The following is a 20,052-nucleotide window of genomic DNA, read 5'->3' as shown; positions in this document are numbered from 1 at the left end:
GTAAAGATCACGCTTCTACCGCCTCGCGCAGGCGAGCTTTCATCGCGTTATACGTCGTTTGCGCATAATTCTCAGCCCAGGTCTGGTCCTCAATCGCACTCACGTTTACCGCGCAATATTTGGTCTCCGGCGTTTTGGAGATAGGGTCGAGGTTGTCCTGGGTAAGTTCGTTGCAGGCCCCGATCCACCACTGGTAGGTCATATATACCGAGCCTTTGTTAATGCGCTCGTTGACGTCCGCCCGGCTAATCACCTTGCCCCGACGAGAGCTAACCCAAACCAGCTGATTGTTTTTGATCCCCAACTCGTCGGCATCCTGCGGGTTGATTTGCATAAAGCCCGGCTCGTCGGCGAGGGTTTGCAGCGCCGCGCAGTTGCCGGTCATCGAACGGCAGGAGTAGTGGCCCACCTCACGCACGGTACAAAGCACCAGCGGGTAAGTTTCGTCCGGGACCTCGGCAGGCGCACGCCACTCGGCGGCAAACAGCTGGCCTTTGCCGGTCGGGGTATCGAACTTGCTGTCTTTGTAGAGATAAGGCGTACCGGGGTGATCCAGCGTCGGGCACGGCCATTGTACATGCCCCATATCGCCCATTTTTTCGTAGGTCACGCCGTAGAACAGCGGGCATAGCTCGCGCAGCTCGTCCCAGATTTGCTGGTTATCTTCGTAGTGCATCGGGTAGCCCATCTCTGTGGCGAGAAGGCTGATGATTTCCCAGTCACGCTTGACGTTGTATTTCGGCTCAATGGCTTTTTCGAAGCGCTGGAAGCCGCGGTCGGCGCAGGTAAACACCCCGCCGTGCTCGCCCCAGGAGGTCGCGGGCAGCAGCACGTCGGCCACTTCGGCGGTCTTGGTCATGAAGATATCCTGCACCACGACAAAATCGAGCGCCTCAAAGCCTTTGCGTACCAGGCCCAGGTCCGCTTCGGTCTGGAGCGGGTCTTCACCCATGATGTAGTAGGCTTTTACCTTGCCTTCCATCGCCAGGTGCGGCACTTCGGTAATGCGCACGCCGACTTTGTCATCCATCACCGCCGGGTCGATTCCCCAGGCTTTGGCGAATTTAGCGCGAACCTCCGGGTCAACCACGTCCTGGTAGCCGGGGAACTGATTTGGCAGCACGCCCATATCACAGGCACCCTGCACGTTGTTCTGGCCGCGCACCGGGCCAACGCCGACGTTCTCACGCCCGAGGTTGCCGGTCAGCAATGCCAGGCTCGACAGCCCTTTCACCACGTCTACCGCCTGGCCAAACTGGGTTACGCCCATGCCCCACATAATGGTGGCGGACGGCGCGGCGGCGAAGGTGCGCATCGCCTGGCGAACCTGCTGAGCAGGAATGCCGGTTAAATGCTCCACGTCTTCCGGGGCATAGCCTTTAACGGTTTCGCGGTAGGCCTCCAGCCCTTCGGCATATTTCGCCACGTATTCTTTGTCGTACAGCTGCTCTTCCAGCAGCACATAGCCAAAGGCGTTGACCAGCGCCATATTGCAGCCGTTTTTGATTTGCAGATGCTGGTCTGCGATGCGGGCGGTTTCGATGCGACGCGGGTCGCAAACGATAATTTTTGCCCCGTTGCTTTTGGCCTTAATCACCCGGCGAGCCACGATGGGATGCGAGTCGGCGCAGTTGTAACCCACCACCAGCAGGCATTTGGAGTTTTCGATATCGCCGATGGAGTTGCTCATCGCCCCGTTCCCTAACGTGGCCTGTAGCCCGGCAACGGACGGCCCGTGGCAAACGCGGGCGCAGCAGTCTACGTTGTTGGTATTCAGCACCGCACGGGCGAATTTCTGCATCACAAAGTTGGTTTCATTCCCGGTACCGCGTGAAGAGCCGGTGGTCATAATGGCGCGAGGGCCAAACTGTTCTTTAATCGCCTTCAGGCGTTTCGCGGTGTAGCTAATCGCCTCTTCCCAGCTTACCGGCTGAAGCTTGCCGCCTTTCTCGTAGCGAATCATCGGCTGAGTGAGTCTTGGCGTCAGCAGCTTGGTGTCGTTGAGAAAATCCCAGCCGTAATAGCCTTTCAGGCACAGTTGGTTCTGGTTAGTGACGCCTTCCGCCGCTTCGGCGCGAATAATTTTATTGTTCTCTACGACCAGTTTCAGTTTGCAGCCCGCACCGCAGTATGGGCAGACGCTGGTAATCTTTTTCATCAGTAACAGACCTGTTAAAAGTTGAAATGCTTGGGATTAAAAACTCAGGGAGACGTTGGTATCGAACGCGGCACGGCGGCGTTTTTCGGCGCTCATCTGCTCCAGCATATTGCGGTCAATGCAGAGGATGGCGTTGGTTGGGCAGGCTTCCATACAGGCAGGGCCAGCCTCGCGGTGATGGCAAAGGTCGCACTTGTTGGCTTCGGCTTTTTCAGCGCGCACCTTAAGCCCTGCGCCGCTGTTGCGGATAACCGGGCGGACAACGACTTCCATCGCACCGTACGGGCAGGCAACAACGCAGGTTTTACAGCCGATGCAGCGTTCCTGCATGACGTGGACAAAGCCTTTATCGCGGCTGATTGCGCCGTTCGGGCAGACGTTAGCGCAGGGCGCGTCTTCGCACTGGCGGCACATGGTTGCGGTGGAGATATCTACGCCTTTGATGACGTGAATACGCGGCAGAAAAGTTTGCGCGGTCAGCGCAGAGCAGTCCTGTTCTTCCTGGTGGGATACAACACAGGCTACCTCACAAGTGCGGCAGCCAATACATTTGCTCGAATCAGCAATGATGAAGCGGTTCATCATAAACTCCTGCAATAAGTGCGTTATTGCTGACTCTTATTCATAAACCGTGCCAGTTTTTAAAACTCAATATTTTCATTATGTTATAGAGAATCCCTTCTCTAACTTCGGTGACGTCGACACTTATGACGATGACATCACGGGCGACTTAGTCACCCGTGTCCTCGAAAGAAGCCTCCAGCGCCGCAAAACCACCGTCACCTTCCCAGCTCGCCAACCGCTGATAAACGGTTTCCACCGCCGTTTTTATCGCTTCGGTCATCGGGTAGTAAAAACCGACGATATCCGGCTGAATGCCCAGGAAAATAACTTCACCCACATCTTCTTTAAGCTGATCGACCAGATAATTCAGCGGCATATTGTGGGTGGTCATCATAAACATCTCGGCAATGTCATCCGGGTCGATAGTGCGAGTCTCGCCGGGACTGAGCATCATGTCGGTAGCATCGACAATCAGCAGCAGCTCCGGGCGCAGCTCGCGAATAGCAACCACGTCGTTTTCCGGCGCGGTGCCGCCGTCAATGACAATCCAGTCGCCCTGAGGGGAAGCCTGGCACTTTTCTGCCAGTAGCGGGCCTGCGCCGTCGTCGCCCATCATGCTGTTGCCGACGCAGAGTAAAACTTTAGTCATAACGCCTCCGAACCATCAGGTAGATGGCGGGTTCCTGTTGAATGGCCTGAAGCATATCGAGCAGCGCCTGGCTCCAGGCCTGCTGCTCCGGGGTCTGAGTCGGTTTGGCCGCGTCCAGCGCCCGCGCCAGCATCACAACGTGGTTCTGGTCGATGACGATTTCGCCATAGCGCGGCACGCCTTCCATTTTGCGCCGCGCCTCGCTGCCGCCTTCAAGCGTGGAGATCCACTCCCGGTAAGCCTCATACGGGCAGACCAGACTCTCTTTCAGGCAATCAATGATGCCAAGATGATGGCCGATAGCCAGGCTGTAATAGACCACCTGCTGCGCGTCAGCCGGGGTATTGTCGCTATCATCGACAAATTTGCGGCTGAGCTGGCAAAACACCACCGACTCGCTCATTACACGCGCTCCTGATGCACCAGATTTTCAAGATTGGCCACAATCTCGGTCAGGCGCGGATCGTTTTCCGTACTCAGCCACCGCTGCACGGCATCGCCGCCTGCGGTCAGGTTTGTCATGTAGCTGTCGGCAATCTGGCGGCCATAGCGGTAGCCCGCCAGGCGACGAGCGGCCCGGTCAATGCGCACGCGCAGCGGCTGAACCATATCCGGGTGCAGGATTTTCGCCGGTTCCACATCCAGCTCGCTTGCCGGACGGGCCTGAATTTTCTGCTCCAGCAGGCCGAGCGCCATCGCAAAGCCGTACAGCGTGGCGGCGGGCGACGGCGGGCAGCCGGGAATATAAACGTCTACCGGCACTATTTTATCGGTGCCGCCCCACACGCAGTAAAGGTCGTGGAAGATACCGCCGCTATTGCCGCATGCGCCGTAGGAAATGCAGATTTTAGGGTCGGGAGCCGATTCCCACGCCCTCAGCGCCGGGGAACGCATAGCGCGGGTTACCGCCCCGGTAAACAGCAAAATATCGGCATGACGCGGAGAAGGAACCACTTTGATACCAAAGCGTTCAGCATCGAAAAGCGGTGAAAGTGTGGCAAAAATCTCAATTTCACAGCCATTGCAGCCGCCGCAGTCCACGCGGTAAACGTAGGCCGAGCGTTTGATGTTTTTCAGCAGCGAAGCCTTCATGCTGGCGATGGACTCGTCCACCGTCAGCGGCACCGGAATGCCGTTATGGTCGCGTGGCCCAAGTAAATCACTCATTAGCTGGCCTCTCTCATCTGGCGGGTAAAATCAATACGGTCGGAAGACACCAGGCTCTGCTGGCGTTTGCAGTCCGGGCAGGTTTCAAAGCCCTGGCGGCGAGCCTGCGCGCGCGCATCGCCGTTGTGCTCCAGCAGCGCAATCGCGTAGTCGATCTCTTTTTGAACCGCGAATGGACGCCCGCACTCCCGGCAATGACACAGCGGGAAATGGGCTTCCTGGAGGAAGTCCGCCTTGTTCCACACCGCCAGCTCGTACTGCTGAGAAAGCTTAATGGCGGCGGTCGGACAGACTTCTTCGCAGCGGCCGCAGAAGATGCAGCGCCCGAGGTTAAAGCGCCATGCCAGTTGCCCTTTAGCCAGATCGGTTTCCACGCTAAGAGCGTTGGAAGGACAGGCATTTACGCACGCCGCGCAGCCGATGCACTGCTGCGGGTTATGTTCCGGTTTACCGCGGAAATTTGGGTCAACGGCAATCGGCTGAAGCGGATATGACTCGGTTGCGACGCCGCCCTTGATGGCTTTTTTAATGAAGTTAAACATGCGTTTTCCTTGTTTGCCTGGTCTTAGTGATTGACCCTCACCCCGGCCCTCTCCCTGGAAGGGAGAGGGGGGAAAGCTAGCTCGATCCAGTTCCCTCTCCCCTTTGGGGAGAGGGTTAGGGTGAGGGGCTGCTCATCACCGACCAGGCATCAAAATCATTTCAGCGGCGAATTCGTGCGCTCAATGCTGTAGCGCTCCAGCTCTTTGTAAGGCACCACCTTGCTTTTCTTCTTGCGCACATCGACCACCGTCATGCGGTCGGTGCAGGAGTAGCAGGGGTCGAGGCTGCCGATAATCAGCGGCGCGTCCGAAACCGTATTGCCGCGCAACATGTAGCGCAGCGTTGGCCAGTTGGCATACGTCGCCGCACGGCAGCGCCAGCGGTAGAGTTTTTGGTTGTCGCCGGTCATGCTCCAGTGGATATCATCCCCGCGAGGCGCTTCGGAGAAACCGAGCGCAAAGCGGTTTGGAATATAGGTGAAACCCTCCACGGCAAGCGCGCCGCCCGGCAGGTTATCCAGTCCAAAATCAATCATATTCAGCGCGGTAAAGACTTCGTTGATACGCACTTTCAGGCGTGAGAGCACGTCACAGCCGTCGAGGCTGTGTACTTCCATCGGCAGCAGGCCGTAACCCACAAAGGGATGATCGGCTCGGGTATCCCTTGCATGGCCGCTGGCGCGAACCATCGGGCCTACGTTGCTGAAGTCGCGCGCGATTTGCGGGTCGAGGCGGCCAATCCCGACGGTGCGCTGCTCAATGTTCGGCGTACTCATCAGGATATCCACCAGATCCTTCACTTCCCTGCGCATCTGCTGCGCCAGCTGGCGGGTCTGGATCATGTCGTCTTTCAGCAAGTCGCGGCGGATACCGCCGATCAGGTTAAGGCCGTAAGTTTTACGCGCGCCGGTGAGGATTTCCGCCATCTTCATCGACATTTCACGTACCCGGAAGAACTGCATAAAACCGGAGTCAAAGCCGACAAAGTGGCAGGCCAGGCCGAGGTTAAGCAGGTGGCTGTGCAGACGTTCGACTTCCAGCAGGATGGCGCGGATCATTTGCGCACGCTCCGGCACCACAATCCCCATCGCGTTCTCGACCGAAGTGGTATAGGCGGTGCTATGGGCAAAGCCGCAGATACCGCACACGCGGTCGGACAGAAAAGTCACTTCGTTGTAACCCATGCGGGTTTCCGCCAGCTTTTCCATGCCGCGATGGACGTAGAACAGGCGGTAATCGGCGTCGATAATGTTTTCGCCGTCAACAAACAGACGGAAGTGGCCGGGTTCATCGGAGGTAACGTGCAGCGGGCCAATCGGCACCACGTTGTTCTTTTTCGTCCCCAGTTCGTTAATGAACTCGTAGGTTTCTTTATCCGTGGTCGGGGCCGGACGCTGACGGTAGTCCATGCTGTCTTTACGCAGCGGATACAGATCGTCCGGCCAGTCGTCCGGCAGTACCAGGCGGCGCTCGTCCGGCAGGCCAACCGGCTGAAGTCCGTACATATCACGCACTTCACGCTCGCCCCATACGGCGGCGGGCACGCGCGGCGTAACGGACGGGAATTCAGGCTTGTCGGCATCCACTTCCACACGCACGGTAATCCAGCACTTCACGCCGCTTTCCATCGACAGCACGTAATAAACCGCATAGTTGCCGCACAGCTGGCGCTCGTCGTTGCCAAACAGCACCGACAGCCAGCCGCCCTGCTGGTAGTAAAGCCACTCCACCACTTCCGGCAGCATGTTGAGCTTCACGGTGACGGTGATTTGATCTTTAGTCTGCCAGGCCTCGTCGATCACGGCATGCGGAAATTGCTGATGCAGCGCGGCGAGGTAATGTTGACCAATCTTTTCTTCAGACATCGATAAATTCTCTTAAATCACGCCGCCAGCAAGGAGACGAAGGCTAAAAAGGCAAAGCCAAAACCGGCCCAGGTAATGCGGGAGGTTTCGAGCATCCGCAGGCGCGCCATGCTGTTTTCGAACAACGCGATGATAAGTACGCCCGCCACCAGCTTCACGACCGCCAGCACCACGGCGATAGCCAGCCCGCTCCAGCTGAAGGCGCTCATCTGGCCCCACGGCAGGAACACGCCGACAAACATTTGCAGCACCACTAACTGCTTGAGGGAAATGCCCCATTTGAGCACCGCAAAGCCCGCGCCGCTGTATTCGGACAGCGGGCCTTCCTGTAGCTCCTGCTCGGCTTCAGCGAGGTCAAACGGCAACTTGCCCATCTCGATGAAAGTGGCAAAAGCGCAGGCGGCAAACGCCAGAATCAGCGTCAGGCTCTGGGCAACCGGCCAGGCATGAATCGTGCCTGCGATATTGCTGATGTGCGTGCTGCCGGCAACCTGCGCGGCAACCCACAGCCCGAGCAGCAAAATCGGCTCCACCAGCACCCCAAGCATGGCTTCACGGCTGGCACCGATGCCGGTGAACGGGCTACCGGTATCCAGCCCGGCAATCGCAAAGAAGAAACGGGCGATGGCGAACAGATAAATTAAGGTGATCAGGTCACCTAATGACGGCAGCGGCGAGGCGAGAGTGACAATGGGCAGCGCGGTAGCGATAGTCAGCATCACGCCGACCATCACAAAAGGCATCAGGCGGAATACCCAGCCGGACGCCGCCGGTGCCACACTCTGGCGGCCAAACAGCTTGAACAAATCACGGTATTCCTGGAGCACGCCAGGCCCGCGGCGGTTATGCAGCCGGGCGCGGGTTACGCGGGTAATGCCGGAGAGCAGCGGCGCGGCCAAAAACAGCACCAGCGCCTGGGTCAGGGCAAAGTAAAATGTAGTCATATCAGCTCCTCAGGCAACCATCGCGACCAGCAGAATCGCCAGCTCGACCATCGCCAGACGGCGGAACGTACCGGCGAGGCAGTCACACTGCCAGCCCGGCACCCATTTCCCCGGATTCAGGGTATTGCGCAGCTTGAGCAGCGGCGCAAAAGCCGCTTTCACCGGCTGTGCGAAGCCCGTCGCGGTAATAACCATCGCCTGCTCGTGATCGTAGCCGCAGACCCATGCCGCGCCGCGCGAACGGTTCGGTAAACGGTCGCCACGGAAAACGATCATCAAAATAAACGGCAGCAGCGGAGAGGCCACCAGCAGCAGCGTAATCATCGGTTGGGAAACGGCGGTATGCGCGGTTTGCAGCGGCAACGGAACGGCATGTTGCAGCAGCGGCAGCAGCCACGGAGCGGCAACACCTGCGGCAACGCAGCTCAGCGCCAGCAGGCCAACGGAGAGGTTCATCAGCCACGGCGCAGAGGTGGCGTTTTCAGCCTCCTTGCTGCGCGGCGCGCCGAGGAAGGTCACGCCGTAAACCTTCGCCATGCACATCACGGCCAGCGCTCCGGTTATAGCCAGCCCGACGGCCAGCAGCGGGCCGATAAAACGCCCGACAAACAGCGGCAGGCTGCCAAGACGGAAGAACGACTGGTAAATCACCCACTCACCGGCGAAGCCATTGAGCGGAGGCAGGGCCGCCATCGCCATCAAACCCACCAGCATAAAGAGCGAAATCAGCGGCATACGTTTGCCGATCCCGCCCAGTTTTTCGATGTCGCGATGCCCGGTGCGGAACCACACCGCGCCTGCGCCGAGAAACAGCGTGGTCTTAAACAGGCTGTGGTTGAACAGGTGATACAGCCCGCCGGTCATGCCAAGCGCCAGCAGCACCGGCTCGTTAAGCGCGATGCCTATCATGCCGCAGCCCAGGCCCAGCAGAATGATGCCGATATTTTCCAGCGAGTGGTAAGCCAGCAGGCGGTTGATATTGTGCTCCATCAGCGCGTACAGCCCGCCAATGAACGCCGTCACCATGCCAAGCACCACGATAAGCACGCCCCACCACAGCGGCAGCACGTTGCTGATAAGCGAGAAGCACATAATGCCGTAGAGGCCGATTTTCAGCACCACGGCGGAGAACAGCGCGGCGGCAGGAGCCGAAGCATTGGCGTGCGCCTGCGGCACCCAGCCATGCAGCGGGATTATTCCTGCGAGAAGGCCAAAGCCGAGCAGCGCGAGAATCAATACCTGCGGAGGAAGAGAGGCCCCGCTGGTTAAATGGCGCAACTCGCCATAGCCGAGCGTGCCGAATTCCCGCCACAGCAGCCAGCAGGCAATCACCAGCAGCACGGTGCCAAGGCGCCCGAGCGCAAACCAAAGCTGCCCGGACTTCTGGCAGCCGGTAAGGAAGTAGCCCGCCAGAGAGATGATTTCCGCCATCGCCACCAGGGTGACGAAGTTATCGGCCACCAGGGCAGCCACGCTGGCGGCAAGGATCAGATTTATCAGCAGTCCGTTGGCTTTTACCGCGTGATGGCGATGCCATGAGAGGTTAAACAGCGAGATAAACAGGCCGCAGAACGCCACGGTGACCAGCCAGATGCCGTTGAAGGCGTTAAGCTGAAGGTGCCAGTGCCAGATTTCTGCGTCGCCGCTGAACCCGAGCAGGCCCTGCGCGCCAGCAATCAGCAGCAGTACCGAGCTAATTGCGCCGCCAATTCCGGCAATAAAGCCGCTAACTGGCTTATAAAATGCGCTAACACCGGCCAAAACAGCGCTAATAACAAATCCCAGTAGCGCCCAGTGAATCAATAGAAAAGCATTCATTTTCTCGCCTCTGGCTGGGTAAACAGGGTCAGATCGCCGAGCGAGGCCCCAAGGGTTAGCTCACGTTTACGCTTGCTCGCCTGCGCGATGTCGCTGTTGTCGATAACCCGCAGCGCGCCGGTCGGACAGGTGCGAACGCACGCCGGGCCGCTTTCGTCGAAGCTGCACAGGTCGCATTTCACCGCGATAGCGCGAATGCCGGGAACCCAGTCAAGCAAAGTGCTGACGCGGGCAGGAGCCGGTGGCACAGGCGGGGCTTTCGGGCTGTTGACGTTAGCGGGGATATGCAGCGGGCGGCTGCCGGAGAATTCAATAGCGCCGAACGGGCAGGCAATGCCGCAAAGCTTGCAGCTTACGCACAGGCTTTCATTCAGCTGTACCGCGCCGTCCACCCGGGTAATTGCGTTCACCGGGCAGACCCCGGCGCAGGGCGCATCTTCGCAGTGGTGGCACATCTGCGGTGCGGATTCTGTCGCACTGCGCATAACTTTCAGGCGCGGCATAGACTGCAAACCGTGCAGGCGGTGCGTCTCCGCACAGGCGGCTTCACAGGTGTGGCAGCCGATACATAATTTGGAATCAGCGATTACAAAACGATTCACCAGGACTTCCTCAGGTGACTGTCGTCATTTTTGACGAAAACATGCCGAAAAGCTGTCGTTTCGACAGGCTTCCGACACCCCAGAGCGCATTCACGCCACGGCAGACTGCTGAAGCAGCGCCAGGGAAAGCGGGGTGTTGTCATGCACCGCCTGATAAAGGCTGTCGTACACCGGGCGAATAAGCTCGAGATAATGGTCGAGCACTTTTTCGCGATCGCGGTTGCTGATGAGGTTGTCGATACGGCCATCGTCATCGATAACGGCTTTTGCAATCAGCACCTTATCGCTACCGTCACGCAGGGCGATGGCGTACTCAATGGTGTGGCTGTTAAAGCCTTCGGCCAGGCTGATATGGATGGCGAAGTGGTCAAATAAAAAGAAGCGCAGGCTTTCGTCGGCATTGCAGCCCACGGAGTGGTGCAGCTTCGCTTTCGACAAGGTTATTCCCTGAATCAGGGTGTTACCGTAGTGATGCCACTGCGAAAGTAAGCGCTGATGCTTATCGGCAATATATTCAGCTTTCTCGCTCAGTTCCCAAATGTTCATTCTTTATTCACTCTGTATGTACTTGTTCCTCCGTAAGGCATGTTTCATGCCATGTTTTTAATTAACTGTATTTAAAGGGTTTTATAACTTAATCCTTCGGAATATGTGCGGGAGTGACATGTCATTTCGTCATCTTTGACTTTCAGTGACGGAGGTTTTTACCCTCATCCTAACCCTCTCCCTGGGAGGGAGAGGGAACAAACAAAAGGCCCTCTCCCACGCGAATTCCCCAGGGTAGAGAGGCAAAGAAAAGGCCTGGCACCGTCTTTGCATTACCTCCCCCAGTTAACCCGGAGGCACCATGCACGAAATCACCCTCTGCCAGCGCGCAGTCGAATTAATTGATACCCATGCCCGTCAGAATCATGCCCGCCGCGTCACCGGCGTCTGGCTGGAAGTGGGTGCTTTTTCCTGCGTAGAAATCAGCGCCATGGAGTTCTGTTTTGAACTGGTCTGCCGGGGCACGCTGGCAGAAGGCTGTGAACTCCACATCCAGCAACAGGAAGCGGAATGCTGGTGCTACGACTGCCAGCAACACATCACCCTGCTGACCCAGCGAGTGCGGCTTTGCCCGCTCTGCGACGGCAGCAACCTGCGTATTGTGGCGGACGATGGCGTGCAGATTAAGCGTCTGGAAATTGATCAGGAGGTAGCTCATGTGTAGCACTTGCGGTTGCGGCGAAGGCAACCTGTATATCGAAGGGGATGAACGTAACCCGCATTCAGGATTTCGCAGCGCCCCTTTTTCCCCGGCATCCCGTCCGGTATTACAAATTACCGGCGTAAAATTTGCCCCAACGGCGGACGAGCAGGGCGACCTGCATTACGGCCACGGCGCGGCGGGAACCCATGCGCCCGGCATCACCCAGCGCAAAATGCTGGAAATCGAACTCAACGTGCTGGATAAAAATAACCAGCTGGCGGCCCATAACCGGGAGCAATTCGCCAAACAGAATCAGCTTGTGCTTAACCTCGTCTCAAGCCCCGGCTCCGGCAAAACCACCCTGCTGACCGAAACGCTAAAACGGCTCAATGGCAATGTGCCCTGCGCGGTCATTGAAGGAGACCAGCAGACGGTTAACGATGCGGCGCGCATTCGTGCCACCGGCACCCCGGCAATTCAGGTGAATACCGGCAAGGGCTGCCACCTTGATGCCCAAATGATCCGCGACGCCATGCTGCGCCTGCCGCTGGAGCGGGACGGCGTCTTGTTTATCGAGAATGTAGGTAATCTGGTGTGTCCGGCGAGCTTTGACCTTGGCGAACGCCACAAAGTGGCGGTGCTGTCGGTAACCGAAGGGGAAGATAAGCCGCTGAAGTACCCGCATATGTTTGCCGCCGCCTCGCTGATGCTGCTGAACAAAATCGATCTGCTGCCATACCTGCAATTCGACGTTGAAAAGTGCATGGCTTACGCCCGGGAAGTTAATCCGGACATCAAAATTATTCTGGTTTCCGCCGCCAACGGCGAAGGCATTAACGACTGGCTGGCCTGGCTGGAGGCGGAAAGATGTGCATAGGCATTCCCGGCCAAATCGTTGAGCGCCTGGCGGACGGCAGCGCAAAAGTTGACGTCTGCGGCGTGCAGCGCAATGTCAATCTGGCCCTGGTGGGAGACGCCACCGTCGGGCAATGGGTGCTGGTTCACGTAGGCTTTGCCATGAGCGTTATCGACGAAGCGGAAGCGAGGGACACGTTAGACGCTTTGCAAAACATGTTTGAAGTAGAGCCGGACGTGGGCGCGCTGCTGTACGGCGAGGAGCGTAGCTAATGCGCTATGTGGACGAATATCGCGACCCCGAACGCGTGATGCAGCTGATTGAGACCCTGAAACAGCGCGCACCGCTGCTGGCTAACACCGCTTCACGCCCGCTGCGCATTATGGAAGTCTGCGGCGGCCATACTCACGCTATTTTTAAATTTGGCCTCGACCAACTGCTCCCGGAAAACATTGAGTTTATCCACGGCCCCGGCTGCCCGGTTTGCGTCCTGCCGATGGGCCGCATCGACAGCTGTATCGAAATAGCCAGCCACCCGGAAGTGATTTTCTGCACCTTTGGCGACGCTATGCGCGTGCCGGGTAAAAATGGCTCGCTGATGCAGGCGAAAGCCCGCGGAGCCGACGTGCGGGTAATTTATTCGCCGATGGACGCCCTGACGCTGGCGAGCCAGAACCCGCAGCGCAAAGTGGTGTTTTTCGGCCTCGGATTCGAAACTACTATGCCCGCCACCGCCATCATGTTGCAGCAGGCGAAAGCTCAGGGACTGGAGAACTTTTACTTCTTCTGCCAGCACATCACGCTGATCCCAACTTTACGCAGCCTGCTTTCCGAGCCGGACAACGGTATTGATGCATTCCTCGCTCCCGGCCATGTCAGCATGGTGATTGGTACAGCCGCCTACGATTTTATTGCCTCGCAGCACCAGCGCCCGCTGGTTGTCGCCGGTTTTGAACCTATGGATCTAATGCAGGGCGTGCTGATGCTGGTGGAGCAAAAAATTCGCCAGCACAGCGAGGTGGAAAATCAGTACAAACGCGTGGTGCCCGACGAAGGCAACTTGCTGGCGCAGCGCGCAATTAGCGAAGTCTTCAGCGTGCAGGGCGAGGCCGAATGGCGCGGCCTGGGCGTTATCAGTGAATCCGGCGTGCAGCTTACCCCTGCCTATCGCCAGTTTGATGCCGAAGCCCACTTTAAACCGCTTCCGCAGCAGGTTTATGACGACCCGCAGGCACGCTGCGGCGACGTGCTGACCGGGCGCTGCAAACCGCAGCAATGCCCGCTGTTTGGCAGCGGCTGTAATCCGCAAAACGCCTTCGGCGCGCTGATGGTTTCCTCCGAAGGAGCCTGCGCGGCGTGGTATCAGTATCGTTCGCAGGAGTGTGAAGTATGAAAACCATTGAGCTGGCCCACGGCAGCGGCGGCCAGGCGATGCAGCAGCTGATCGCCGGGTTGTTTATGCGGGAGTTTGCTAACCCGTGGCTGGCAGAGCAGGAAGATCAGGCCCGGCTTCCGCTTGCACAACTGACCGCCAGCGGCGACAGGCTGGCGTTTTCTACAGACAGCTATGTTATCGACCCGCTGTTTTTTCCCGGCGGGGATATCGGCAAGCTGGCCGTTTGCGGAACCGCCAATGATGTGGCTGTAAGTGGAGCCATACCGCGCTGGCTTTCATGCGGTTTTATCCTCGAAGAAGGGCTGCCGCTTGAGACGCTGGAGCGCGTGGTCACCAGCATGGCCGGAGCCGCCCGCGCGGCGAATATTGCCATTGTTACCGGTGACACCAAAGTGGTGCCGCGCGGCGCGGCGGACAAAATTTTCATCAACACGGCAGGGATAGGCGCCATCCCGACATCCGTTAACTGGGGTGCGGCTCAAATAGAAGCCGGGGATGTGCTCATCGTCAGCGGAACGCTGGGCGACCACGGGGCTACGATCCTTAACCTGCGCGAGCAACTGGGAATGGACGGCGATTTACAAAGCGACTGCGCGGTGCTGGCACCAATGATTGCCCCGCTGGTTAACATCCCGGGCGTAAAAGCCCTGCGTGACGCCACCCGCGGTGGAGTGAATGCGGTTCTGCACGAATTTGCCGATACCAGCGGCTATGGTATGGAAATCGTTGAAAATCAGCTTCCGCTAACGCCCGCGGTGCGCGGCGTTTGCGAACTCCTGGGGCTGGATGCCTTAAATTTTGCTAATGAAGGCAAGCTGGTTATTGCCGCCTCACGCGAGGCCGCTCCCGCCATTTTAAACGCGCTAAAGCAGCATGATCTCGGTAAACAAGCCGCCATTATCGGCGAAGCCGTAGAACGCAAAGGCGTAAGGGTGACGGGGCTTTATGGCGTTAAACGCTCACTCGACCTGCCGCATTTTGAGCCGTTACCGCGCATTTGTTGACCTGCGCCATGACGCGTCCGCCCGGCACTGATTAAACTTAAACTATATTTATATTAATAAAATATTTTAACCCTGTGTTTTGCACAGGGTTTTTCAATGGAAAGCAAAATGCCATACACCCCGATGAGCGATCTCGGGCAGCAGGGGTTGTTTGATATCACCCGGACTCTGCTGCAACAACCCAGTCTTACTGAACTCGCTACCTGCCTGACCCGGCTTGCAAAACAGTCCGGCCTGGCGGAGCGGGTCAACGTCCTGCTTTACCACCCTCAGCACCAGCGGGTGAGCTTTTATGGCAAGGATAAGCAGGGTAAAGAGCTGCACTACGAAGATGAGATGGCGCTGGCAAACGGCCCTGTCCGCCGGGTACTTTCACGCCCGGAGGCGCTGGTTTGCAGCCAGGATGAATTTTATGAAACCTGGCCCCAGATGACAGACCTGGAGCTGTATGCGCCCTTTGGCCGCTACTGCCTGCTGCCGCTGGCCGCCGAGGGGCGGATCTTCGGCGGCTGCGAGTTTATTCGCAATAGCGAGACGCCCTGGAGTGAAAAAGAGCTTAACCGCCTGCACACTCTGGCCCAGGTTGTAGGCCTGGCGGCCGAACAGATCCAGACCCGGCTGGACACCAATCACGACCACCAGCTTTTATGCCGCGAGCGTGATGATTTTCGCATCCTTGTTGCGGTAACCAATGCGGTGCTGTCGAAGCTCGACCTGGACGAGCTGATTAGCGAGATTGCCCGCGAGATCCATTACCACTTCTCCATTGATTCCATCAGCATTGTGCTGCGAAGCAGCCGCAAATCCCGGTTAACGCTCTACTCAACCCACTTTGTTGATGAGGCCTCACCGATTCATGAGCAGAGCGATGTGATTGAAGCGGGCACGCTCTCGGAACGGGTATTTAAAAGCGGCGAAATGCTGCTGCTTAACCTGTGTCCGGGAGACAAACTGGCGCCTTATGAACGTATGCTGCTGGAGATGTGGCGCAACCAAACCCAAACGCTTTGCCTGCTGCCACTGAAGTTCGGCAACAATATGCTGGGCGTGCTCAAGCTTGCGAAGTGCGGCGAGCAGGGCTTTACCCCAGCCAACCTCAAGCTGCTGTGCCAGATTGCCGAGCGCATTGCCATTGCGGTGGATAACGCCCTCGCCTACCAGGAAATTAACCGCCTGAAAGAGAATCTGGTGGATGAAAACCTTTATCTCACCGAGCAGATTAACAATGTCGGCAGCGACTTCGGCGAAATCATCGGCCGGGGCGAAGCGATGTCTATCGTGCTCAAACAGGTGGAAATGGTCGCCAATAGCGACAGTACGGTGCTGATCCTCGGCGAAACCGGAACCGGCAAAGAGCTGATTGCCCGCGCCATTCATAACCTGAGCGAGCGCAATAGCCGCAGGATGGTAAAAATAAACTGCGCGGCGATGCCTGCCGGGCTGCTGGAAAGCGACCTTTTCGGCCATGAACGCGGGGCCTTTACCGGGGCCAATACGCAGCGTATCGGGCGTTTTGAACTGGCGGATAAAAGCTCGCTGTTCCTTGATGAAGTCGGCGATATGCCCCTTGAGCTACAGCCCAAACTGCTGCGCGTATTGCAGGAGCAGGAATTTGAACGTCTTGGCAGCAACAAAATCCAGCAGGTGGATGTGCGCCTGATTGCCGCCACCAACCGCAATCTCAAGCAGATGGTGGCCGACCGGGAGTTTCGCAGCGATCTCTATTATCGGCTGAACGTTTTTCCCATCACCCTGCCGCCGCTGCGCGAGCGCCCGGAAGATATCCCCCTGCTGGTGAAATCCTTCACCTTTAAAATTGCGCACCGCCTGAACCGCAATATCGACAGCATCCCGGCGGAAACGCTGCGCGCCCTGAGCCGTATGGAATGGCCGGGCAACGTTCGCGAGCTGGAAAATGTGATAGAAAGGGCGGTTCTGCTAACGCGGGGCAACGTGCTGCATCTTTCCCTGCCGGAGATGACGGTGCAGCCTCCGCTTGAGCGCAACCTATCCTCCTTCGTCAGCGAGGAAGTTCGCGAAGATGAGGACGAGCGCCAGCGCATTTTACGGGTATTAAAAGAAACGAACGGCGTTGTTGCCGGACCGCGCGGCGCGGCACAGCGCTTAGGCCTCAAACGGACCACGCTGCTTTCACGTATGAAGCGTCTGGGGATTGATAAAGAGGCGCTTTAGATCCCTTCAGGCCGTCATAGAAAAGTGACGGCCTCGTGAATGTCGATTTGATTTTGGCGCTGTATATACAAACGTTGCGTGGCAAGTTCCAGTAGCCCCAAACCGGAGTCAAAGCCCTGGCCTGCAGCGCCAAAATCAAGAATCAACGAATTGCCGTGCCGTATTCGGGGAAAGTGCGACGGCGAATGCCCTGCCAGAATATAATCGATACCGTGAACCACAGAGGTGTACCTGCCCTGCTTTCTTCTTCGTCCCCACAGACACGAATGAATAATTTGCCGATCATCCTCGACAATCCCGGTGATAAAGTCCTGAAAATCATCTATTTCTGGCGGAATTTCGGCATGTAAGACAACATATAGATGGCAACCTGATTCAATCACAATGGCTAACGGCAGTTTCTCTGCCAGCTGTATACATCGGGATTGTTGTTTTCCCGGAAGAGAAAAGAACCAACGTCCTCCTTCTTCACACCACTGATGTTCAACAGCAGGGCGTAGCTCAGGCGAAGAAAGCGACCATTTCAGCATTAAATCTTCGTGATTACCGAGAACCGAATAAAACCAACCGGAATTAAGAAGTTCAAGGCAGGCCTGACTATCTTTACCACGATCGATTATGTCGCCAACGGCAACCACCCGATCGCACCGATCATCAAAATCAATATGTTTTAGTAAGTTGCTAAATGCTTCGAAACTGCCGTGAAGATCTCCTACAACAAAGTCACGCCCGCTTCTGTTCTTGTCCAGAGAGATAATCATCATTATTACCTGCCCCATGCCTGTTCTTTAGCCTGTGGATGTTGCACAACCTCGCGTTTGTTCATAAAATAATTATGTTCATGCATCATGAACATCAATAAAGGTGTGAACACATGTTCCGTGAAGAACAGCTATTCGAAGAGCTGATCCGCAACCTTCCTGAAGGTTTGAAAATTGCTGTACACAACAGGTTAAGTCCACCCGAAGACGGCGGTTATGACGGTCTGATTGACATCATAACGCCCGACGGGCGGGCATTCCCTTTTGTTTTTCAAATCCGCTTCCGTCCGCGAAAGGAAAATCTTCTTTTGTGGCGGGAGAGACAAGCTACACACAACCTTCCACAGCCTGCCCTGCTTATCTGCGACCGCATTACCCCTGCCCTGGAAAGATATTGCATCGCACAGAACATCCACTTTATTGATAGCGCAGGCAATACCAGCATCACCGTTCCAGGGTTGTTTCTGCGAGTTTCAGGCCGTAAAAACCATGCCTTTAGCGACGAACCCGGCAGAATGTCTTTCGGAGTGATGAAGTTGTTGTTTGTTTTGCTCTCGGAACCGGCAGCGATTAATGCAAATTACCGCCAGCTCGCATCGATAGCCGGAATATCGCTGGGAATGGTGAGTAAAGCTTTCGACTACCTGGAATCACAACGTTTTTACCGCCAGTCAAAGCAGGGGCGTCGTCTCACCGATCCCGATGCGTTAACTGTGCTGTGGATTCGCGAATATGCGCTCGTCTTACGTCCCAAATTAAAGACTCTGCGGCTGGAAGATAATCCTCACTGGCGCTCTCAGCATCTTGAGCAAGGAGAATGTTGGGGAGGCGAGGCTGCGGCCAGCATTCTTAGTGACGGCTATCTTATTCCCGAGAATATTCAGCTCATTACGCCGACTCCGCTACTGTATCGTAAAGACAGCCTGCATCTTCGATCTCATCCCAAAGGGAATTTTTACCTGACCTCGGCTTTTTGGGGTGAAAGCTTCACTCTCCCGGATAGAGCCGTTGTTTTACTGTGTATCGCTGAATTAATCGCCACTCAGGATGACAGGAACATTGAAACCGCCGGGGTATTGAATGACAGATATCTACAGCTTAAAACAGCCGCTCTCTTCGGAAACTGAATCTCTGCTCGTTCGTATAGCGAATACCTGCGCTGAAGCTGAGATAGATTTCTTCGTCGCCGGTGCAACGGCCAGGGAAGTGGTCTTAACGCATCTGTATGAAAGAAAGCGTGGCCGCCATACGCGAGATATTGATATTGCAATATTCATTAAAGACTGGCACCCATTCTCGGCGTTAAAACAGGCCATTCTCAACCAGGGCGCAGAAGAAGTAGCAGGGAATGCCCACCGGCTGATATGGGAAAAAACAGAGCTGGATATTATTCCATTTGGTGGCGTTGCTGAAGGAAACGCTATCGCCTGGCCCCCTGACAGGCATTTCATCATGTCTGTCGATGGCTTTCTGGAGGCATTTAATCACTCGATTTCTATTCGGTTAAGCACCGGGGAAGTTATTCGATTTTGCTCACTGCCGGGTTTGCTATTGCTAAAACTGTTTGCCTGGCGCGACAGAGGAGGCGAAGTCTCTAAAGACGCTATCGACATATTCAATATTCTTAAAGAGTACGCCGTCATCGAAGAGGCACGCCTGTACGACAATGCAGAATGGGGTGAACTCGTAGGCTGGAATCCCGACAGATTAGGCGCCAGGCTTGCCGGGAGCGATACGGCACAGATTTCCTCACCAGAGATTCAACAAGCGCTGTTATCCATGGATAGAGAGCGCCTGAAGGATGCCATCACGCGGCACACCACCGGAAGTAATACTGAAGATATTGAGACGATGATTGATGATTTCTGGGAGGAGCTCACGCTGACGGGTAATACAGAGATTGATAAAGAGGCGCTTTAGCCGGAAACTGGGCATAACCCTGTATTTCTGCCTGGAACAATAATTATGGCGATTATCCCGAAAAACTATACGCGGCTGGAGAGCGGCTACCGCGAAAAAGCGCTGAAACTCTTCCCGTGGGTATGCGGACGCTGCTCGCGGGAGTTTGTTTACTCCAATCTGCGCGAGCTGACCGTTCATCATATGGATCACGATCATACCAATAACCCGGAAGATGGCAGCAATTGGGAGCTTTTATGTCTGTATTGCCACGATCATGAGCACTCCAAATATACCGAAGCGGACCAATATGGCTCCAGGGTCATTGCCGGAGAAGATGCGCAGAAGGACGTTGGCGAAGCCACCTATAATCCGTTTGCCGATTTAAAATCGATGCTGAACAAGAAGAAATAAGCGCGATTGACCCGCTAAGCCGCCCTACAGA

General features: G+C 56.4%; 21 protein-coding genes. 9 read left to right on the top strand and 12 right to left on the bottom strand.

Translation table 11 applies throughout. The annotated features are described in order from the left end of the window. Window positions 1-7: 7 nt before the first annotated feature. The 11 genes from fdhF to hycA all read right to left on the bottom strand — a co-directional run bounded on the left by fdhF (window position 8) and on the right by hycA (window position 10,855). A complete protein-coding gene (fdhF, locus tag ACG1VR_RS23175; protein WP_172568717.1) occupies window positions 8-2,158 on the bottom strand; it encodes a formate dehydrogenase subunit alpha in 2,151 nt (716 codons plus the stop codon). Between the two features lie 36 nt (window positions 2,159-2,194). Beyond that, window positions 2,195-2,740, bottom strand: a complete 546-nt coding sequence (gene hydN / locus ACG1VR_RS23170) for an electron transport protein HydN (RefSeq protein ID WP_016538791.1) — start codon at window positions 2,738-2,740, stop codon at window positions 2,195-2,197. Window positions 2,741-2,888: 148 nt separating this feature from the next. Continuing rightward, entirely contained in the window at window positions 2,889-3,371 is a 483-nt protein-coding gene (gene hycI, locus ACG1VR_RS23165; protein ID WP_265438635.1) for a hydrogenase maturation peptidase HycI, read from the bottom strand. After that, the gene (locus ACG1VR_RS23160; protein ID WP_395489868.1) at window positions 3,364-3,774 is read right to left on the bottom strand and encodes a formate hydrogenlyase maturation HycH family protein; all 411 of its coding nucleotides are present in this window, start codon (window positions 3,772-3,774) and stop codon (window positions 3,364-3,366) included. The genes hycI and ACG1VR_RS23160 overlap by 8 nt, the downstream gene beginning before the upstream one ends. After that, on the bottom strand, window positions 3,774-4,538 hold the full coding sequence (locus ACG1VR_RS23155) for an NADH-quinone oxidoreductase subunit B family protein (protein WP_279046654.1): 765 nt from the start codon (window positions 4,536-4,538) through the stop codon (window positions 3,774-3,776). The genes ACG1VR_RS23160 and ACG1VR_RS23155 overlap by 1 nt, the downstream gene beginning before the upstream one ends. After that, on the bottom strand, window positions 4,538-5,080 hold the full coding sequence (locus tag ACG1VR_RS23150; protein WP_016538795.1) for a formate hydrogenlyase complex iron-sulfur subunit: 543 nt from the start codon (window positions 5,078-5,080) through the stop codon (window positions 4,538-4,540). The genes ACG1VR_RS23155 and ACG1VR_RS23150 overlap by 1 nt, the downstream gene beginning before the upstream one ends. 155 nt (window positions 5,081-5,235) lie before the next feature. Further along, the gene (locus ACG1VR_RS23145; protein WP_016538796.1) at window positions 5,236-6,945 is read right to left on the bottom strand and encodes an NADH-quinone oxidoreductase subunit C; all 1,710 of its coding nucleotides are present in this window, start codon (window positions 6,943-6,945) and stop codon (window positions 5,236-5,238) included. 17 nt (window positions 6,946-6,962) lie between these two features. Beyond that, window positions 6,963-7,889, bottom strand: a complete 927-nt coding sequence (locus tag ACG1VR_RS23140) for a respiratory chain complex I subunit 1 family protein (protein ID WP_395489867.1) — start codon at window positions 7,887-7,889, stop codon at window positions 6,963-6,965. Between the two features lie 9 nt (window positions 7,890-7,898). Continuing rightward, window positions 7,899-9,707: a formate hydrogenlyase subunit 3 gene (gene hycC, locus ACG1VR_RS23135; RefSeq protein ID WP_395489865.1), complete on the bottom strand. Its 1,809-nt coding sequence runs from the start codon at window positions 9,705-9,707 to the stop codon at window positions 7,899-7,901. Continuing rightward, window positions 9,704-10,309: a 4Fe-4S dicluster domain-containing protein gene (locus tag ACG1VR_RS23130; protein ID WP_395489864.1), complete on the bottom strand. Its 606-nt coding sequence runs from the start codon at window positions 10,307-10,309 to the stop codon at window positions 9,704-9,706. Before ACG1VR_RS23130 ends, hycC begins: the two co-directional genes overlap by 4 nt. A gap of 90 nt (window positions 10,310-10,399) precedes the next feature. Beyond that, window positions 10,400-10,855: a formate hydrogenlyase regulator HycA gene (hycA, locus tag ACG1VR_RS23125; protein WP_016538800.1), complete on the bottom strand. Its 456-nt coding sequence runs from the start codon at window positions 10,853-10,855 to the stop codon at window positions 10,400-10,402. A gap of 301 nt (window positions 10,856-11,156) precedes the next feature. On the opposite strand from hycA, the gene hypA reads away from it, so the two are divergent. The 6 genes from hypA (at window position 11,157) to flhA (ending at window position 16,947) form a co-directional block, all read left to right on the top strand. Next, window positions 11,157-11,519, top strand: coding sequence for a hydrogenase maturation nickel metallochaperone HypA (gene hypA / locus ACG1VR_RS23120; protein WP_279046637.1), 363 nt, complete (start codon window positions 11,157-11,159; stop codon window positions 11,517-11,519). Further along, window positions 11,512-12,375 (top strand): hydrogenase nickel incorporation protein HypB, encoded by an 864-nt coding sequence (hypB, locus tag ACG1VR_RS23115; protein WP_395489863.1) that lies wholly within the window; start codon window positions 11,512-11,514, stop codon window positions 12,373-12,375. Before hypA ends, hypB begins: the two co-directional genes overlap by 8 nt. Further along, window positions 12,366-12,626: a HypC/HybG/HupF family hydrogenase formation chaperone gene (locus tag ACG1VR_RS23110; RefSeq protein ID WP_395489862.1), complete on the top strand. Its 261-nt coding sequence runs from the start codon at window positions 12,366-12,368 to the stop codon at window positions 12,624-12,626. Before hypB ends, ACG1VR_RS23110 begins: the two co-directional genes overlap by 10 nt. After that, window positions 12,626-13,747, top strand: a complete 1,122-nt coding sequence (hypD, locus tag ACG1VR_RS23105) for a hydrogenase formation protein HypD (RefSeq protein ID WP_395489861.1) — start codon at window positions 12,626-12,628, stop codon at window positions 13,745-13,747. The genes ACG1VR_RS23110 and hypD overlap by 1 nt, the downstream gene beginning before the upstream one ends. Next, window positions 13,744-14,754, top strand: a complete 1,011-nt coding sequence (gene hypE / locus ACG1VR_RS23100) for a hydrogenase expression/formation protein HypE (RefSeq protein WP_395489860.1) — start codon at window positions 13,744-13,746, stop codon at window positions 14,752-14,754. Before hypD ends, hypE begins: the two co-directional genes overlap by 4 nt. Before the next feature lie 108 nt (window positions 14,755-14,862). Next, window positions 14,863-16,947 carry a formate hydrogenlyase transcriptional activator FlhA gene (flhA, locus tag ACG1VR_RS23095; protein WP_039899479.1) on the top strand — a complete coding sequence of 695 codons (2,085 nt, stop codon included), beginning with the start codon at window positions 14,863-14,865 and terminating at the stop codon, window positions 16,945-16,947. 14 nt (window positions 16,948-16,961) lie between these two features. Here the strand turns inward: flhA and ACG1VR_RS23090 are convergent, their stop codons facing one another. After that, window positions 16,962-17,711 carry a metallophosphoesterase gene (locus ACG1VR_RS23090; RefSeq protein ID WP_395489859.1) on the bottom strand — a complete coding sequence of 250 codons (750 nt, stop codon included), beginning with the start codon at window positions 17,709-17,711 and terminating at the stop codon, window positions 16,962-16,964. A 110-nt stretch (window positions 17,712-17,821) separates the two neighbouring features. Between ACG1VR_RS23090 and ACG1VR_RS23085 the strand changes: the two genes are divergently transcribed. Genes ACG1VR_RS23085 through yajD form a run of 3 tightly spaced genes read left to right on the top strand, consistent with a single transcriptional unit; the run spans window position 17,822 to window position 20,021 of the window. Then, window positions 17,822-18,835 (top strand): type IV toxin-antitoxin system AbiEi family antitoxin, encoded by a 1,014-nt coding sequence (locus ACG1VR_RS23085; protein WP_395489858.1) that lies wholly within the window; start codon window positions 17,822-17,824, stop codon window positions 18,833-18,835. Then, window positions 18,789-19,628 carry a hypothetical protein gene (locus ACG1VR_RS23080; RefSeq protein ID WP_395489857.1) on the top strand — a complete coding sequence of 280 codons (840 nt, stop codon included), beginning with the start codon at window positions 18,789-18,791 and terminating at the stop codon, window positions 19,626-19,628. The genes ACG1VR_RS23085 and ACG1VR_RS23080 overlap by 47 nt, the downstream gene beginning before the upstream one ends. Before the next feature lie 45 nt (window positions 19,629-19,673). Continuing rightward, complete coding sequence (gene yajD, locus ACG1VR_RS23075; RefSeq protein ID WP_016538807.1) at window positions 19,674-20,021, top strand: HNH nuclease YajD; 348 nt, start codon at window positions 19,674-19,676, stop codon at window positions 20,019-20,021. Window positions 20,022-20,052 lie beyond the last annotated feature (31 nt).

Origin of the sequence: Cedecea davisae, assembly GCF_044095835.1 — a bacterium.
GTDB classification, from domain to species: Bacteria; Pseudomonadota; Gammaproteobacteria; order Enterobacterales; family Enterobacteriaceae; genus Cedecea; species Cedecea davisae.
Note: the sequence above shows the minus strand (reverse complement) of the source record. Positions and strands in the feature narration are given on the sequence as shown.

Bases quoted from the DNA above. Each gene is read 5' to 3' on its own strand.
- hydN (WP_016538791.1), bottom strand. From the start codon at position 2,740: ATGAACCGCTTCATCATTGCTGATTCGAGCAAATGTATTGGCTGCCGC.
- hycA (WP_016538800.1), bottom strand. From the start codon at position 10,855: ATGAACATTTGGGAACTGAGCGAGAAAGCTGAATATATTGCCGATAAG.
- ACG1VR_RS23110 (WP_395489862.1), top strand. From the start codon at position 12,366: ATGTGCATAGGCATTCCCGGCCAAATCGTTGAGCGCCTGGCGGACGGC.
- yajD (WP_016538807.1), top strand. From the start codon at position 19,674: ATGGCGATTATCCCGAAAAACTATACGCGGCTGGAGAGCGGCTACCGC.
- hypA (WP_279046637.1), top strand. From the start codon at position 11,157: ATGCACGAAATCACCCTCTGCCAGCGCGCAGTCGAATTAATTGATACC.
- ACG1VR_RS23090 (WP_395489859.1), bottom strand. From the start codon at position 17,711: ATGATGATTATCTCTCTGGACAAGAACAGAAGCGGGCGTGACTTTGTT.
- ACG1VR_RS23145 (WP_016538796.1), bottom strand. From the start codon at position 6,945: ATGTCTGAAGAAAAGATTGGTCAACATTACCTCGCCGCGCTGCATCAG.
- ACG1VR_RS23155 (WP_279046654.1), bottom strand. From the start codon at position 4,538: ATGAGTGATTTACTTGGGCCACGCGACCATAACGGCATTCCGGTGCCG.
- hycC (WP_395489865.1), bottom strand. From the start codon at position 9,707: ATGAATGCTTTTCTATTGATTCACTGGGCGCTACTGGGATTTGTTATT.
- ACG1VR_RS23160 (WP_395489868.1), bottom strand. From the start codon at position 3,774: ATGAGCGAGTCGGTGGTGTTTTGCCAGCTCAGCCGCAAATTTGTCGAT.
- ACG1VR_RS23140 (WP_395489867.1), bottom strand. From the start codon at position 7,889: ATGACTACATTTTACTTTGCCCTGACCCAGGCGCTGGTGCTGTTTTTG.
- ACG1VR_RS23150 (WP_016538795.1), bottom strand. From the start codon at position 5,080: ATGTTTAACTTCATTAAAAAAGCCATCAAGGGCGGCGTCGCAACCGAG.
- ACG1VR_RS23080 (WP_395489857.1), top strand. From the start codon at position 18,789: ATGACAGATATCTACAGCTTAAAACAGCCGCTCTCTTCGGAAACTGAA.
- hypB (WP_395489863.1), top strand. From the start codon at position 11,512: ATGTGTAGCACTTGCGGTTGCGGCGAAGGCAACCTGTATATCGAAGGG.
- ACG1VR_RS23085 (WP_395489858.1), top strand. From the start codon at position 17,822: ATGTTCCGTGAAGAACAGCTATTCGAAGAGCTGATCCGCAACCTTCCT.
- hypD (WP_395489861.1), top strand. From the start codon at position 12,626: ATGCGCTATGTGGACGAATATCGCGACCCCGAACGCGTGATGCAGCTG.
- fdhF (WP_172568717.1), bottom strand. From the start codon at position 2,158: ATGAAAAAGATTACCAGCGTCTGCCCATACTGCGGTGCGGGCTGCAAA.
- hycI (WP_265438635.1), bottom strand. From the start codon at position 3,371: ATGACTAAAGTTTTACTCTGCGTCGGCAACAGCATGATGGGCGACGAC.
- hypE (WP_395489860.1), top strand. From the start codon at position 13,744: ATGAAAACCATTGAGCTGGCCCACGGCAGCGGCGGCCAGGCGATGCAG.
- flhA (WP_039899479.1), top strand. From the start codon at position 14,863: ATGCCATACACCCCGATGAGCGATCTCGGGCAGCAGGGGTTGTTTGAT.